Here is a 15369-nt window from a genome sequence, read left to right on the forward strand (position 1 = left end):
AAAATAAGGTCTCGTTAACCCTGCTTCATGGTTAAGGGCCTTCTAAGAGGGTGTTCCGTGAGGCATACGGTCCACCAGCCGCCGACCTTGAGTTTTTCTAGCCTTCGACAGGAGCGCCAGGCCTAGCCGTGACTGCCCCCGTTCGCTTTCCGCGCTTTTTCGTAACGAGCCCTGCGCCGTGCCCTTACCTAGCGGGTCGTACGGAGCGTAAGGTCTTTACCGAGCTCAAGGGGCCCCACGCCGACCAGTTGAACGAAGCGCTTGGCCGCATCGGGTTTCGTCGCAGCCAGACCGTCGCCTACCGGCCAAGCTGTGTCGACTGCCAGGCCTGCGTGTCGGTGCGCGTGGTGGCGGGCGAATTCGCCCCGTCGAAGGCGCAAAAACGTATCCTCAAGCGCAACAGCGACCTCGTCGTGACCGAGTGTCGGCCTTGGGCAACCTCCGAGCAGTTCGAGCTGCTGCGCGAATATCTGGGCAACCGGCATCCCGAAGGTGGGATGACGAAAATGGACGAAGTCGACTATGCGGACATGGTCGAACACACACCTGTTTCGAGTTATGTCCTTGAATATCGGGAACCAACCAGCGATGGCTCTGTTGGGCGTTTGGTTGGAGCATGCCTGACCGACCGCCAGGGCGATGGGCTGTCGATGATCTACAGCTTCTACGATTCCGAGAATGAGGAACGGTCGGGTCTTGGTAACTTCATCATTCTCGATCACATCCGCCGAGCCGCAGAAGAGGGCATCCCTTACGTCTACCTCGGATATTGGGTCGAGGGATCAGCGCGGATGCAATACAAGATCCGCTACCGGCCTCTCGAACGGCTCGGTCCGCGCGGTTGGCGCCGCCTGGGAAGTGAGGAACAGGATCGTCTCATTCGCGAAGCCGTTGGCGGCGATGCCTCTGCGGGTAGCACCGGCCGGGGCGACAAGGCGCTCGCCGTCAGCCGCTAGTGCAGCCTGCCTTTCGGCACTCGCTGTCATTCTTGCGAGCCAGGCGGGCATCGCGCACGCGCAAGACCGCGACGCCAATTCCGAACTCGAAGCTCTGATTCCCGACGAGGCGATCGACGATCCGGAAACCTGGGCTGCCGATGGCGTGCCGCCTGAAGAACCCTCTCCCATCGATGGCCCCGATCCCTTCGCTGGCGAAGATATCGATCTGGCGCCTGAAAGCCCGCTGGCAGAGGTTCCCGGCCTGACCATCGAATGGCCCGACCCGCTCGAACTTCCAGATGCCGAACAGATCCCGGATGATGGTTCTACCGAGTTCGCCGAGGACAACCCGCTGGAGGCGGGCCCGCTGCTGATCGATCCGCGCGTGGTAAAGCTGACCGATCAGCTGGAACTGGCGTTTCCATCCGAGGAAGGTGCGTTCCCCCAGCAGGACGAATTCGTCGACCAGTTCCAGATGCTGTCTTCGATCGAGGCATACGGCGATACCGAAACCAATGTCGGCCAGCTGGGCGCACGAGCGCGCGAGGACGAGGAAATCCTCAACCGTCTGCTACGGGCATATGGCTATTACGATGGCGAGATCATTCGCGAGGTCGGCCCGAACCTGATCGAAGGTTCGGACGAACGGCCGCAGGTGCGGTTCAACGTCCTCCCCGGCGAGCGCTACCGGTTCGGCGAGATCGATCTGGGCGAACTGAATCAGGCCCCCGATTCGCAGACGCTGAGGAAGGCATTCGATCTTTATCCCGGCGATTTCGTCGACAGCTACGAAATCCTGTCCGAACGCGCCGATCTCGACACCGCGCTGGGCAATAACGGCTTCCCGTTCGCCGAGATGGACGGACCGGAACTGCTGATCGACCATGCGCGGATCGAAGGCGATCTGACAATGGCGGTGCGGCCCAACGGGCAGTATAATTTCGGTCAGGTGATTTCGACCAAGCCCGGCTTCCTGTCGGGCAAACACCTTCAGACCATCGCACGTTTCGAACCGGGCGACCTCTACCAGCGCGATCTCGAACTCGATCTCAGGCGTGCGATCATTGCTACCGGGCTGGTTTCCTCGGTCACCATCACGCCCGTCGAGGCGGAAGCGCCCACCAATGGCGAGCGCGGCGTGGTCAATATGGAAGTCGGGCTGACCGAGGCGAAACTGCGGACGATCGCAGGCGCGATCGGGTACGGTACCGAGGAAGGTTACCGCCTCGAGGCAAGCTGGGAACACCGGAACCTTTTCCCGCCAGAAGGCGCATTGCGCGTGCGCGGCGTCGTCGGTACGCAGGAACAGCTGGCAGGCGTGACCTTCCGCAAGAGCAATTTCGGCGCACGCGACCGTGTGCTGACCCTCGATGCGTTTGTCACCACGCTCGACAACAACGCCTTCAATGCGGACACGGCTGGCTTCACCGCTACCTACGAGCAGCTTTCGACGCTGCTTTTCCAGAAGCCCTTCAGCTGGAGCATCGGGCTCGAACTGATCGCATCGGACGAACGGCTGGCGTTCGATATCGACAACAGCAGTGCGGGCAATCCCAACCCGCCGGAGCGGCAGACCTATTTTGTCGCCGCGATCCCCGGCTATGCCCAGATCGACACCAGCGACGATCTGCTCAATCCGACGGAAGGGTTCCGCGTCTCGATGCGGGTCTCGCCGGAAATCTCAAACACGAAGGGCATGGAAACGTTCTACCTGCGCAATCAGGCGGACTTCTCCTACTATCGGCAAATCGGCGAAGACGGACCGGTTCTTGCGGGCAGGGCAAGGCTCGGCTCGATTACCGGCGCGGCCCTCGACAATATCGCGCCTTCGCGCCGTTTCTTCGCAGGTGGCGGCGGATCGGTCCGCGGTTATGGCTACCGGGCGATCGGCCCGCGCAATTCCGACAATGATCCGATCGGCGGTCGCTCGCTGCTTGAATTGTCCGCGGAAGCGCGGGTGCCAACCCCCTGGTTCAATGGTGCGTTGCAGGTGGTGCCCTTCGTCGACGCCGGCTCGGTCGGTACGGCAGAATATCCCGACTTCAAGGATATCCGCATCGGTGCCGGTGTGGGCGTGCGTTACATGACCGGCTTCGGACCGCTGCGGCTCGATGTCGCAACCCCGCTCAATCCGCGACCGGGCGATAGTCCCATCGCGGTCTACGTTTCGCTGGGCCAGGCATTCTGATGGCCGATGAAGCCGCAGCCGCAGCGCCGGTCGAACCGGAAAAGCACGCCAAGGATACGCGCAAGAAGAGCGTCGGCGGCCGGATTGCGCGCTGGGCCTTTGGCATTCTGGCTGTGCTCGCGTTGCTGGCGGTGGGCCTGGTCGCGGGACTCAACACGCCTGTCGGCAAGCGCTGGATCACCGACCAGATCGCCAATCTGGAACCGCAGAACGGCCTGCGGATCAAGGTCGGGCGCATCGAGGGCAACATTTATGGCGATGCGGTTCTCCACGATCTGACCCTTTCCGATCCCAAGGGCGTGTTCCTGACCGTGCCGCGTGCGGAGATCGACTGGCGCCCGCTCGCATGGGCGAACAACAGGCTCGATATTCGTTCGCTGGTCGTCAAACGCGGCGAGCTGAAGCGCTTGCCCGAACTCAAGCCGGGCGATCCCAACTCGCCGATGCTTCCCGGGTTCGACATCGACATCGGGCATCTCGAGCTTGAGAATTTCACTCTGGCGGAGGGCATCGCAGGCGATCAACGCAGGCGGCTCAATCTCGCGGGAAGCGCAGACATTCATAATCGCCGCGCGATCGTGAAGGCCGATGGCCGCTTCGACGCGGGCGATCGCCTGGTGGTCGACCTGACAGCGGAACCGGATGGAGATGTGTTCGACGCCGATGTGCGGGTCGATGCTCCTGCCAATGGCGTCATTACCAGCCTGGCGGGGCTGGACGGCGCATACGCCGCACGGCTTGCCGGGGACGGCACCTGGAGCAAGTGGGCGGGCAAGCTTCTCGTCGATCGCGATGGAGAGCGGATCGGCCAATTCGATCTGACCGCGCGCGACGGTGCCTATGGCGTTTCGGGCCGGGCAGACACCACACCCTTCCTCAGCGGCATTCCCCAGCGCGCCCTCGGCCCGCAAACCCGGATCGAAGCGCGTGGGACCTTTGCCGACCGAATCCTGGACGGAAAGCTGGAAGTGCTGGGGCAGGGCCTCGGTCTGGTTGTCGAAGGGGCCGCGAATCTGGCGGAGAACCGTGCTGATGCAGTCCGCTTCGCCGCGGATCTGCGCGACCCGCAGCTTTTTGGCGACAGTATGCGCCTCGAAGGTGCCAAGGCTAGCGGCACGATCGACGGCTCTTTCCGCGATCTTTCGATTCCGTTTCAGTTGACTGCGGATCGTTTCGCCGCGGGCTCCGCCACGATCACCGGGATCGCCCAGCAGGGCACCGCAACCTATGACGGCAGTCGCTGGGTCGTGCCCGTCGACGCCCGGATCGGGCGGATCGTCACCGGCAACGAACTCGCCGATCCGCGACTTGTGAACGGCACGGCGACCGGTCGGCTGGTCTATACCGGTCGCGAACTCTTGTCCGACATGCTGCGTATCAATTTCCCCGATGCGAGCGCGCAATTGTCCCTGCGCGGCAACCTCGCCGCGAATCGCTGGGAAGTGCGCGGACCGGCGGCGGTTAACGGGCTGATGTTCGAGCAGGTCGGGCGGGTCAACGCAGGGGGCAGGATCGATTTCGTCTACGATGGCAGGTGGCGCCTCACCGCCGATGTGCGCGGGCAGGTTCCGCGCGTCACGAACGATACCATCGCCAATCTCGCTGGCCCGTTGCTCGACTTTTCGGGCGGAGTGTCGCTCGCGCAGAACGCGCCGATCGACTTCCGTCAGGTTCGGCTCAATTCGCGCAAGCTGAACCTTGTGATCGACGGCCAGGTGGCGCCGGGTACCACCCGGGTCGCCGGGCGCGGGCGGCAAGCGGATTATGGGCCGTTCACGGTCGAAGCATCGCTGACGGACAAGGGCACCGAGGCGGTGCTTGTATTTGCTGACCCACTGCCTGCTGCGGGTCTGCGCGATGTTCGCGTGGCGCTGAGCCCGATCGACGACGGTTTCGGCATCGAGACAGAGGGCGATTCGATGCTCGGCAGGTTCGTCGGCAAGATGGGTCTCTATTCTCCTGCCGGCGGGCCCACGAGGCTTGCTATCGAGTCGCTCACTGTGTCGGAGACGCAGGTCTCGGGCGACATCACGCTGGGTAATGGTGCTGCTACGGGCGATCTCACGCTGGCAGGTGGCGGCCTCGACGGAACGATCAGCCTTGCGCCCCGCAGTGGCGGACAGGCGTTCGACGTCGATATCGCAGCGAGGAACGCGAACTTCGGCGGCGCGACTGCGTTGCAGATCGCAACCGCGGACATCAAGGCGAGCGGCCTGATTGCCGATGGCAATACGACCATTCAGGGCGAAGCCGACGCCCAAGGGATCCGCTATGGAAGTCTCTTCATCGGGCGGATGCAGGGCGATGCCCAGCTGACGAACGGCCGGGGAACCGTGAACGCCGCCATCGCGGGACGTCGCGGGCGCGGGTTTGCGCTGCAACTCGCCGCAGACGTGGCGCCGGACCGCCTCGCGCTCGCTGCGCGTGGCAATCTTGCCGGTCGCGAGCTTACCATGCCCCGCCGTGCGATCCTGACCAAGGTCGATGGTGGCGGATGGGCGCTCGAACGCTCCCAGATTACCTACGGCGACGGCTTCATTCTTGCAGAAGGACAGCTTGGGGGCGGTGCGACCCGCCTCGACCTGCGAGCCGAGGATATCCCGCTGTCGGTCGGCGACATTGTGCTCGGCGATGCAGGGCTGGGTGGCTCGATTTCGGGGTCGGTAAGCTACGCCGCGCCTTCGGGCGGGATGCCGACGGGCGAAGCGCGGGTGAAGGTCGCAGGCTTCACCCGGTCCGGGCTGATCCTGGCTTCGCGACCGATCGATCTTTCGCTGGTCGCCCGCCTCGATGCCGACAAGCTGCAAGCGCGCGCGATCCTGGATGATAACAACACCCAGGGCGGGCGCGTGCAGGCGCTGATTTCCGACCTTCCGCGAGACGGTAGCCTGATCGAGCGGCTGCAGCGTGGCGACCTGTTTGCACAGTTGCGCTATCGCGGGCCGGCCCAATCGCTCTGGCGGCTTGCGGCGATCGACCTGCTCGACTTCTCCGGCCCGGTGGCGATCGCCGCCGACGTGCGCGGGACCCTCGAACGGCCGAGGGTGCGCGGTTCGCTGTCGAGCGACAGTCTGCGCGTGCAGAGCGCGATTTCGGGCACCGATATTCGGGATGCGAGCGTGCGCGGCGACTTCGCTGGCTCGCGGCTCAGGATCAACAGCTTCAAGGGCACTGCCCCCAATGGTGGTGCGGTCAATGGCAGCGGCGTTGTCGACCTCAAGAACCTCGGCGCGGGTCGTGGTCCGGAGATCGATATTCGCGCAGGCGCGCGTAACGCCCAACTCGTCGATGCCCGCGGCCTCACGGCCATCGTAACCGGGCCTCTGCGGATCGTTTCCAACGGATCGGGTGGGACAATCGCCGGCCGTCTCGCGGTCAACCGGGCGAGCTGGAAGCTTGGCATTGGCGCCGAAACCACCAAGATCCCGACGATCCCCACGCGGGAAGTCAACCTGCCGCGCGACAGATACCAGTCCGCAGCGCCCGGCGCACCGTGGCGCTTCCTGATCGATGCCCGAGCACCCAGCCGGGTGGATGTCGACGGAATGGGTCTCGACAGCGAATGGAGTGCCAACGTGCGCGTGCGCGGCACCACCGACGACATGCGGATCGGCGGCGAAGCCAACCTGATCCGTGGCGATTACACCTTTGCCGGCGCGCGGTTCGAAGTGACCCGTGGCAGGATCGAATTCGACCAGACGGAAGCGATCGACCCCAGGCTCGACATTCAGGCGGAAACCGATGCGGACGGCGTGAATGTGACCGTCGGGATCACCGGAAACGCAATGCAGCCGGAGATCAATTTCAGCTCCACCCCCGCGCTACCCGAAGAGGAAATCCTCTCGCGGCTGCTGTTCGGGGGCTCGATTACGAGCCTGTCGGCAACCGATGCGCTGCAACTGGGCGCGGCGGTCGCTTCGCTGCGCGGCGGCGGCGGCCTCGATCCGATCAATCAGCTGAGGAGCGCGATCGGTCTCGATCGTCTGCGGATCGTTTCTGCCGATCCGGTCCTGGGTCGCGGGACGTCGATCGCGCTGGGCAAGAATATCGGCCGCAGGTTCTATGTCGAGGTGATTACCGACGGGCAGGGCTACAGCGCGACCGATGCGGAATTCCGCATTACCAGCTGGCTATCGCTGCTGGCGACGGTGTCATCCATCGGTCGCAATGGTGTCTCGATCGAGGCGAGCCGCGATTACTAGGCTTGCAGTCGCGATATCGGCGGGTAAGGCGCCATTGCCCGACCGGCAGAGGGGAGCGCGCGGATGGGCATCGGGCATAGAGGTGGACGTATCGACGGCCAGGCACCATCTGGCGCGCTAACTCTTCAATCGACGGCTTTTTGACGGACTTATGGCTTCGACAAACGACCAGCTGCTGGTGTGCGACCTGACCCAAAGCTATTCGCCGCGTGGCGGCGGCGGTGTCAGTACATACCTTAAGGAAAAGCGCCGTTACGTTCTCGAATCGACAAACCACCGGCTGTTGCAAATCGTCCCCGGCCCGGAAACAAAGGTGGTCGAGGACGGGCGCAGCATCTGGTGCGAGATCGCTGCAGGCGGGGTCGAGAACAGCCCGAATTACAGGTTCATCACCGATACCAAGCCGATTCGCGAGGTTCTGGAGCGCTTTCAGCCCGACCTGATCGAATCGCTATGCCCGTGGATCTTGCCGTGGACGGCTATCCATTACCGGCGTCGCCATCCGGCGACTGCGCTGGTCGCGGGCTATCACACCGATTTCCCGGACGCGCAGGTCTTTCGCGTGGCGGAAAAATTGTTCGGTCATCAGCTGGCCCGCTTCTGGCGCTGGCAGAGCTGTTGTTACGGCGAGATCACCTATCGTGAGTTCGACCGCGTCTATTCGCTGGGCGAAACGTCTGCAGGCAATCTGACCCGCATGAAGGTGACCGATCCCGACACCATGTCGCTGGGCGTGCACACCGATATATTCCACCCGGACAAGGCCGATCCCGGCTTTCGCGAAGAAATGGGGCTGGGCCACACCAAAGGGCCGCTGCTGATCTATGCGGGTCGGATCGATTACGAAAAGGGCGCGGATCAGCTGATCGAGATGTTTCGCAAGATTCCGCGAGAGCTGGATGCAGCCCTCGTGATGTTCGGCGACGGACAGCTGACCGAGGAGCTGAAAGAAGCATCCGCAGGCCTCAACATAGCGTTTCCCGGCTTCATGAGCGATCGCGGTGGACTGGCGCGAGCCCTAGCATCCTCCGACATCTATGTATCGGCCATGCCCAGCGAAACCTTCGGCATGTCGGTAATCGAGGCGCAGGCGTGTGCATTACCTGTCATCGGGGTCGACGCAGGCGCTATGCCGAGCCGGGTGTCACCCGAAAACGGGGTACTGGTGCCGGTGGGCGATACCCAGGCGATGGCGCAGGCGGTGGTCGATATCTGGCCCGACAAGGTTCGGCAAATGGGGCGCAACGGCCGCGCGCTGGTGGAGCGCGAATATAGCTGGGACGCGACCTTCGATCACTTGTTCAAGACGGTCTACCCCAAGGCATTCAAGGCTGCCGAAGCGCGCGTGCAGCGGGGGCCGCTGGGTTTCCGCCCCGTATACAAGTTCTTCAACGGCACAGCGTAACGCCCGGCACGCCTGACAAGAGCTCTTGACTGACAAGAGCTCTTGACTGTAAAGACCTCTTGTCAGGGCGGTGCAGGCTCTGGCGGGAGGACGATATAGTTGAAGAACCGCGTAAAGCACTATCGTGAAGACGCAGGCTGGAGCCAGGGCGAATTGGCCCGGCGCCTCGGCGTGTCACGCCAGACGATCAACGCGGTCGAAACCGACAAGTACGATCCGTCCCTCCCATTGGCGCTGCGCATGGCAAAGCTGTTTGCTGTGGCGGTGCCGGACCTGTTCATCGACGATTGGGAGCCGCAGCAATGACCAACGATACCATCAAGAAGCCGATGTGGCGTCGCCTGTTGCTGCCGGTGTCCGCCGGGGCACTGGCAGGATTTGTCGCAGCCTTTTCATTCCTCAGCCTCACCGATCTGGCCGCAGGAAGCGCGCTGGGCCAATCGCGCGAAATCGGGGGCCTGGTTGGCTTGCTGTATGCGGTCACCGGAATTGCAGTGCTGCTAGGCTCGCTGAACCCGGCGATGGGCGCGAAATTCCTTAATGTCGAGGACGCCGACGAGCTGCGGGAGCAACGCCGGATGCTGGGTTACAGCTCGGTTGCACTCATCCTGCTCGGCGGCGCAATGCTGTTGCTGGCGCTTGGCGGGGAGGCCGCTCCGGTATCCGCTCCGGTCGCGGCGGTCGGGGCAATTGCGATGGTGGCGACGGCCGTCGTTCTCAGCATATTGATGAACCGTCATACCGACGAGTTGCAACGCGCGCTTTCCAAGGACGCGACCGCCACCGCATTCTATCTTATGCTGCTGATCGGCGGGGGCTGGGCGATCTTTGCCCATCTGGGGATGACCGCCGGGCCTGCACCGCTCGACTGGATCACCATGTTCGCCGCCACCCTGCTGGTGGCCGCATTTTGGCAGACCGCAAGGCGAGGGATGATGCTTCGCGGACCGAACTGAGGGCAAGCAAAGGGCCGCCGGATTGCTCCGGCGACCCGATTGTTTTCGCTATGACGACGGGCACTTACGCGCTGTAGTACATGTCGTATTCGACCGGGCACGGCGTGGTTTCGGTGCGCATCACCTCTTCCCACTTCAGCTCGGCATAGGCTTCGATCTGATCCTTGGTGAACACGTCGCCCTTCAGCAGGAATTCGTGGTCCGCTTCCAGCGCTTCGAGCGCTTCGCGCAGCGAACCGCACACGGTCGGAACTTCGGCCAGTTCCGCCGGAGGCAGATCGTACAGGTTCTTGTCCATTGCCTCGCCCGGGTGAATCTTGTTCTGGATCCCGTCGAGCCCGGCCATCAGCAGCGCCGAATAGGCGAGATACGGATTGGCCATCGCATCGGGGAAGCGGAACTCGACGCGCTTCGCCTTGTCGCCCGCACCATAGGGAATGCGGCACGAGGCGGAGCGGTTGCGGGCCGAATAGGCCAGCAACACCGGCGCTTCGAAGCCGGGCACCAGACGCTTGTAGCTGTTGGTGGTCGGGTTCGTGAACGCGTTCAGTGCCTTGGCGTGCTTGATGACGCCGCCGATGTAATAAAGGCAATTGTCCGAGAGCCCAGCATAGCCGTTGCCCGCGAAGGTCGGCTTGCCGCCATCCCAGATCGACATGTGGGTGTGCATGCCCGACCCGTTATCATCCTTGATCGGCTTGGGCATGAAGGTTGCCGTCTTGCCATAAAGATGCGCGACCTGATGCACGACGTACTTGTAGATCTGCATCTGGTCCGCGGTGTGGACCAAAGTCGAGAAGGTCAGGCCAAGTTCGTGCTGCGCCGAGGCGACCTCGTGGTGGTGCTTGTCGCAGTTGAGACCCATCTCGATCATGGTCGAGACCATTTCGGCACGGATGTCGACTGCGCTGTCGACCGGGGCGACCGGGAAGTATCCACCCTTGGCGCGCGGACGATGCGCCATGTTGCCCGCGTCGTATTCGCGGCCCGAGTTGGTCGGCAGTTCGATGTCGTCGATCGCAAAACCCGACCCCGCATAGCCGTCTTCGAAGCGGACGTCGTCGAACATGAAGAATTCGGCTTCGGGGCCGACATAGATGGTGTCGCCGATACCGGTCGACTTGAGGTAGTTTTCGGCGCGCTTGGCGGTGGTGCGCGGGTCGCGTGCGTACCAGTCGCCGGTGTTCGGCTCCACGATATCGCAGAAGATGATCATCATCGGGGTCGCGCTGAACGGGTCGATATAGGTCTGCGACAAATCCGGGCGCAGGATCATGTCGCTTTCGTTGATGACCTTCCACCCGGCGATCGACGAACCGTCGAACATCAGGCCATCTTCCAGCTCATCCTCGCCAAGAACGCCGGCGACCATGGTCAGGTGCTGCCATTTGCCCTTGGGATCGGTGAACCGCAGGTCGACCCACTCGATGTCCTGTTCCTTGATCTGCTTGAGTACGTCCTTGGCAGTAGACATAGTGCTCCTTTCGGATGGTAACTGGCAGCGGATGCCGCGTTGGATGCGTGCGAAAAGTTCTTACAGGGCGTCGTCGTCGCGCTCGCCCGTGCGGACGCGCAACGCGGTATCGATAGTGGAAACGAAAATCTTGCCGTCGCCGATGCGGCCCGTCTGGGCAGTGCCCGCGATCGCTTCGACCACGCGTTCGGCCAGCGCGTCGGGAACGACCACCTCCAGCTTCACTTTAGGCAGAAAATCGACGACGTATTCGGCGCCACGATAAAGCTCGGTATGCCCCTTCTGGCGTCCGAAGCCCTTGGCTTCGGTAACGGTGATTCCCGATACGCCGACCTCGTGCAGCGCTTCCTTCACGTCGTCGAGCTTGAAGGGTTTGATGATCGCTTCGATCTTTTTCACCGCGCCTGGTGTCCTCCGAGGTCGTTGGCCTTGCCGAGTCGGCAAACTGTCATGTGCAGCGTAGGGCAATGTTGCAGTGCGGAAAAGGGGGCACGTTCATTGCGTGAAAGACCGCAAATGAGAGCGCTTGTGCCGATCAAAGCCGCAGAGACGCAGTTTCCGCAAATCCGGCCATCAGATTGAGGTTCTGGATCGCCGCCCCACTGGCCCCTTTGCCGAGGTTGTCGAGCACCGCGATCAACCGCGCATTCCAGCCGCCTTCGTTGCCGAACACCCGCAGTGTCATGGTATCGTCGGGCTTGGCGTCCCGCTGGAGCAGAAGCTCGCTCACGGCGGTATTACGATCCAGGTTTACCACTGGCGAACTCTCGTAAAATTCGGCCAACGCTTCCCTCAGCGCATCGGCATGCGGCTCGGTGGGCATTGCGCCGAGGTGCAGCGGCACCTCGACCAGCATCCCGCGGAAAGCAGGCACAACCGAGGGTGCAAACAGCACGGAGTGTTCCAGCCCGGCATGGACTTGCATCTCCGGCAGGTGCTTGTGGTCGAGCGTCAGCCCATAGGCGCGGAAGGCGATGTCGGGCTCTTTCTCGAACCGCTCGATCAGGGCCTTGCCGCCGCCCGAATAGCCGCTGACTGCGTTGATGGTGTAGGGCCAGTCGGCGGGCAACAGGCCCGCGCGCACGAGCGGAGCGACCAGCCCGAGGAAACCGGTCGGGTAGCAACCCGGATTGCTAACGCGCGCCGCCTGCGCGATCCGATCGCGTCCGACGATCTCGGGGAAGCCGTAGGTCCACCCGTCTGCTACCCGGTGCGCACTCGACGCATCGACGATGCGGGTGTTGCTCGCCGGATCGACCAGCGCGACCGCCTCGCGAGCAGCATCGTCGGGTAGACATAGCACTGCGAAGGGCGTGTCGTTCAGCGCTTCGCGCCTCGCCTTTAGGTCCTTGCGATGTGCCTCATCGAGGACGAGCGGCTCAAATTTGGGATGCGCTTCGAGCCGCGCGACAATTTCCAGCCCGGTGGTGCCTGCGGCCCCGTCGACGAAGACCGGCGTCGTCATTGCGCGAATGCGGACCGCTTGACGTAGCCCGATGGGCCATCCGGTCCCACGCAGCCCCACACCCAGGTGTTGGTAATGTCGAGCGCTTCGAAGGTCGCTCCCGGCTCAAGGATCAGCAGCACGTCCTCGTCCCCACTGGTCGAACGCAGGAGGGGCGAAGGCGCGTCACCGATATGGAGGATCGACGGTACGGCGTAATGTGCCACGAGGAAACGCGATGCGAGCGCGATATGCGCCAGGTCACGACGAAGCGGCAGCGTGCCTTTGTCGGGCCAGGCTACCGGGCCGGTGAGTCCCAGAATGCCGTCGGGCACGGAATAGGTGGTTTGATCGGTCACTGGGGCGCGTCGGTTGTCATGCTCAAGATCGCGGCGCTTAGCCCGCGCTCGCGCGACAGACAACCTCGCTGGCTGGAATGGCCCGGATTGGGGATCATTTATGCCCCGAAACGGGCCTTCAGCATGTGCCAGCTCGCCCGCAATCCGTAAGCTTCGCCTCCCTTCGGGCGGCCCGGCTTGGGTGTGGGACGCCACGCATAGGTATCGAAGTGCGCCCAATCGATGCCGTCTCCGACGAACTTGTCGAGGAAAAGGCCCGCAACGCTTGCCCCGGCAAAGCCGTTCTTGGGGGCGTTGATGCAATCGGCTAGCGGGGAATCGAGCCACTCGACGTAGCTGTCGGGCAGGGGCAGCCGCCAGGGCTCGTCGTCATGTGCCCTGCCAGCCGCGATCAGCGCGTCGGCGGTTTCGCTCCGCCGCGTCATCAGCGCGGGGTATTCCGGACCCAACGCGACGCGCGCTGCGCCGGTCAGCGTGGCGAAGTCGATCATCAGTTCGGGGTTCTCTTCGCTCGCCCGGTCGAGCGCATCGGCGAGGATCAGCCGGCCTTCGGCGTCGGTGTTGGTGATTTCCACCGTCAGCCCCTTACGGCTGGTGACGATGTCGCCCGGCCTCAGCGCATTGCCTGAAATCGCGTTCTCGACTGCGGGCACCAGCAGATGCAGTCGCACCGGCAGATTGTGCTGCATCACCAGCCGGGCGAGGGCGATCGCGTGCGCTGCACCGCCCATGTCCTTTTTCATCAGCGCCATGCCGGTCGCCGACTTGATGTCGAGCCCACCCGAGTCGAAGGTGACACCCTTGCCGACCAGCGCGAGCACCGGCGCATCGGCCTTGCCCCAGGTGAGGTGCATGATCCGGGGTGCGTGATGGCGTGCCGCCGCGCGGCCGACCGCGTGGACCATCGGGTAATTCTGTTCGAGCTGGTCGCCGCGCGTCACCTCAAGCTTGGCATCGTGCGCCTTGGCGATGGCCTCGATCTCCGATTCCAGCGCAGCCGGGCCGAGATGTTCGGGCGGCGCATCGACCAGTCGCCGGACGAGATTGACCGCGTCGGCTTCCGCAATGGCGGGCTCGATCGCGTTGACATTGCCGGTCAGCAGGATGCGCGCACCTGGCGCTTCGGCTTCGCTGCGGTATGCGAGATTCCGGTATTGCGCGGTCTGCCATCCGTGCAGTGCGGGGCCGGGGTCGCCTTGGGCCAAACGGTAGGTGCCCGCGGGGAGTACCTCGGCAAGTCGCGCGAGGCACCAGCTGGATAGGTCGTCCGGGTCGGCGACCCCGCCGACCGCGAACCAGGCGGCACCGTCGCCGGGCTTTGCCGGGACGATCGCGGTTTCGTAGCCCTTGCCGGTGAATCGCTGCGCTTCGAGCAATGCGCGCTGGACATCGCTCAATTTCCTGGACCAGTCGGCGAAGCCCGCTTCGTTGACGAGGTGGATTTCAGTCGCGTTCTGGCCTCGTTCGGCCTGTATCAATGCAGTGTCACTCATTATATCGTGCATGGCGATGATGGAGCGAAGGCTCAACCGGATTCGCGTCGCGACAAGGGAATTGATCTTTCATGACGGCACGTTTTGCCACTGCTGTAATCGCGTTGTGCCTCGCCAATGCGGCGTGCACTTCGCCCGAGGAGCTTGAAAAGAAGACCGGAGTCGATGGCGACAAGACCACCCAGAGCGCGGGTGAGGAGAAGCCCGCAACCGCGACCGAGCTGGCCCGCGACATCACCGAGAAGAACGACCTTTACGCGTTCTCGTTCTCCTATCCGGAAGCGCTCGGCTCGGTGCCAGCGCTGAAAGAACGGCTGGACGAGCAGGCCAATCGCGAAGAAGCCGACCTCCAGAAAGCTGCCCAGCAGGCGAGCGACGAGGCGCGGTCCGAGGGTTTCCCGTATAATCGGTACATGGTCACCATCGAGTGGAAGCTGGCCGGGAAGACCGACGACTGGCTGAGCCTGATCGAGAATGGATCGACCTATTTCGGTGGTGCCCACGGCAATTACGGGATCAGCAGCGTGCTGTGGAATACCGGTTCGCAGCGACTGCTCGAACCGATGATGCTGTTTGAATCGAAGGATGCTTTCGCGCAGGCGATGGGGAATCGTTTTTGCGACGCGCTCGATGCCCAGCGCATGGCGCGGCGCGGCGGCGAGCTGGACGAAGGCGACGATACCTTCAACCGCTGCCCCGATATCGATGAGCTTGAACTGGTGCTGCTTTCGAACGGTACGAAATTCGACCGGGTGATGCTCTACGCCGCCCCCTACGTCGCCGGTCCGTATGTGGAGGGCGACTACGAGGTGGAGCTGAGCGTGGACGACGCGATCCGCGCGGTGGTCAAGCCACGCTATCGGGACGATTTCATCTCCTGATCTCGCTTTTTGCGCCCGTCATGCGTATC

12 protein-coding genes are annotated in these 15369 nt (G+C 63.3%); 7 read left to right on the top strand and 5 right to left on the bottom strand.

Going from position 1 to position 15369, the window contains the following annotated elements; all coding sequences use genetic code 11:
• Window positions 1-128 precede the first annotated feature (128 nt).
• The 6 genes from AAG591_RS01120 to AAG591_RS01145 all read left to right on the top strand — a co-directional run bounded on the left by AAG591_RS01120 (window position 129) and on the right by AAG591_RS01145 (window position 9689).
• Entirely contained in the window at window positions 129-956 is an 828-nt protein-coding gene (locus AAG591_RS01120; protein WP_342529059.1) for an arginyltransferase, read from the top strand.
• On the top strand, window positions 901-3126 hold the full coding sequence (locus tag AAG591_RS01125; protein WP_342529060.1) for an autotransporter assembly complex protein TamA: 2226 nt from the start codon (window positions 901-903) through the stop codon (window positions 3124-3126). The genes AAG591_RS01120 and AAG591_RS01125 overlap by 56 nt, the downstream gene beginning before the upstream one ends.
• Complete coding sequence (locus AAG591_RS01130) at window positions 3126-7328, top strand: translocation/assembly module TamB domain-containing protein (RefSeq protein ID WP_342529061.1); 4203 nt, start codon at window positions 3126-3128, stop codon at window positions 7326-7328. Before AAG591_RS01125 ends, AAG591_RS01130 begins: the two co-directional genes overlap by 1 nt.
• 151 nt (window positions 7329-7479) lie before the next feature.
• The gene (locus tag AAG591_RS01135) at window positions 7480-8733 is read left to right on the top strand and encodes a glycosyltransferase (RefSeq protein WP_342529062.1); all 1254 of its coding nucleotides are present in this window, start codon (window positions 7480-7482) and stop codon (window positions 8731-8733) included.
• A 99-nt stretch (window positions 8734-8832) separates the two neighbouring features.
• Window positions 8833-9039: a helix-turn-helix transcriptional regulator gene (locus AAG591_RS01140; RefSeq protein WP_342529063.1), complete on the top strand. Its 207-nt coding sequence runs from the start codon at window positions 8833-8835 to the stop codon at window positions 9037-9039.
• The gene (locus AAG591_RS01145; RefSeq protein WP_342529064.1) at window positions 9036-9689 is read left to right on the top strand and encodes a hypothetical protein; all 654 of its coding nucleotides are present in this window, start codon (window positions 9036-9038) and stop codon (window positions 9687-9689) included. Before AAG591_RS01140 ends, AAG591_RS01145 begins: the two co-directional genes overlap by 4 nt.
• Before the next feature lie 64 nt (window positions 9690-9753).
• Here the strand turns inward: AAG591_RS01145 and glnA are convergent, their stop codons facing one another.
• The 5 genes from glnA to AAG591_RS01170 form a co-directional block, all read right to left on the bottom strand.
• On the bottom strand, window positions 9754-11163 hold the full coding sequence (glnA, locus tag AAG591_RS01150) for a type I glutamate--ammonia ligase (RefSeq protein WP_342529065.1): 1410 nt from the start codon (window positions 11161-11163) through the stop codon (window positions 9754-9756).
• 60 nt (window positions 11164-11223) lie between these two features.
• Window positions 11224-11562, bottom strand: a complete 339-nt coding sequence (locus AAG591_RS01155; protein ID WP_342529066.1) for a P-II family nitrogen regulator — start codon at window positions 11560-11562, stop codon at window positions 11224-11226.
• A 136-nt stretch (window positions 11563-11698) separates the two neighbouring features.
• On the bottom strand, window positions 11699-12628 hold the full coding sequence (argC, locus tag AAG591_RS01160) for an N-acetyl-gamma-glutamyl-phosphate reductase (RefSeq protein ID WP_342529067.1): 930 nt from the start codon (window positions 12626-12628) through the stop codon (window positions 11699-11701).
• A complete protein-coding gene (locus AAG591_RS01165) occupies window positions 12625-12966 on the bottom strand; it encodes a hypothetical protein (RefSeq protein ID WP_342529068.1) in 342 nt (113 codons plus the stop codon). The genes argC and AAG591_RS01165 overlap by 4 nt, the downstream gene beginning before the upstream one ends.
• A gap of 98 nt (window positions 12967-13064) precedes the next feature.
• Window positions 13065-14459, bottom strand: coding sequence for a leucyl aminopeptidase family protein (locus AAG591_RS01170; protein WP_342529069.1), 1395 nt, complete (start codon window positions 14457-14459; stop codon window positions 13065-13067).
• A 71-nt stretch (window positions 14460-14530) separates the two neighbouring features.
• Here AAG591_RS01170 and AAG591_RS01175 point away from each other — a divergent pair, with 71 nt between their 5' ends.
• Entirely contained in the window at window positions 14531-15340 is an 810-nt protein-coding gene (locus AAG591_RS01175; RefSeq protein WP_342529070.1) for a DUF4163 domain-containing protein, read from the top strand.
• Window positions 15341-15369 lie beyond the last annotated feature (29 nt).

The sequence above is a fragment of the Citromicrobium bathyomarinum genome, from assembly GCF_038594485.1.
Lineage (GTDB): Bacteria > Pseudomonadota > Alphaproteobacteria > Sphingomonadales > Sphingomonadaceae > Alteriqipengyuania > Alteriqipengyuania bathyomarina_A.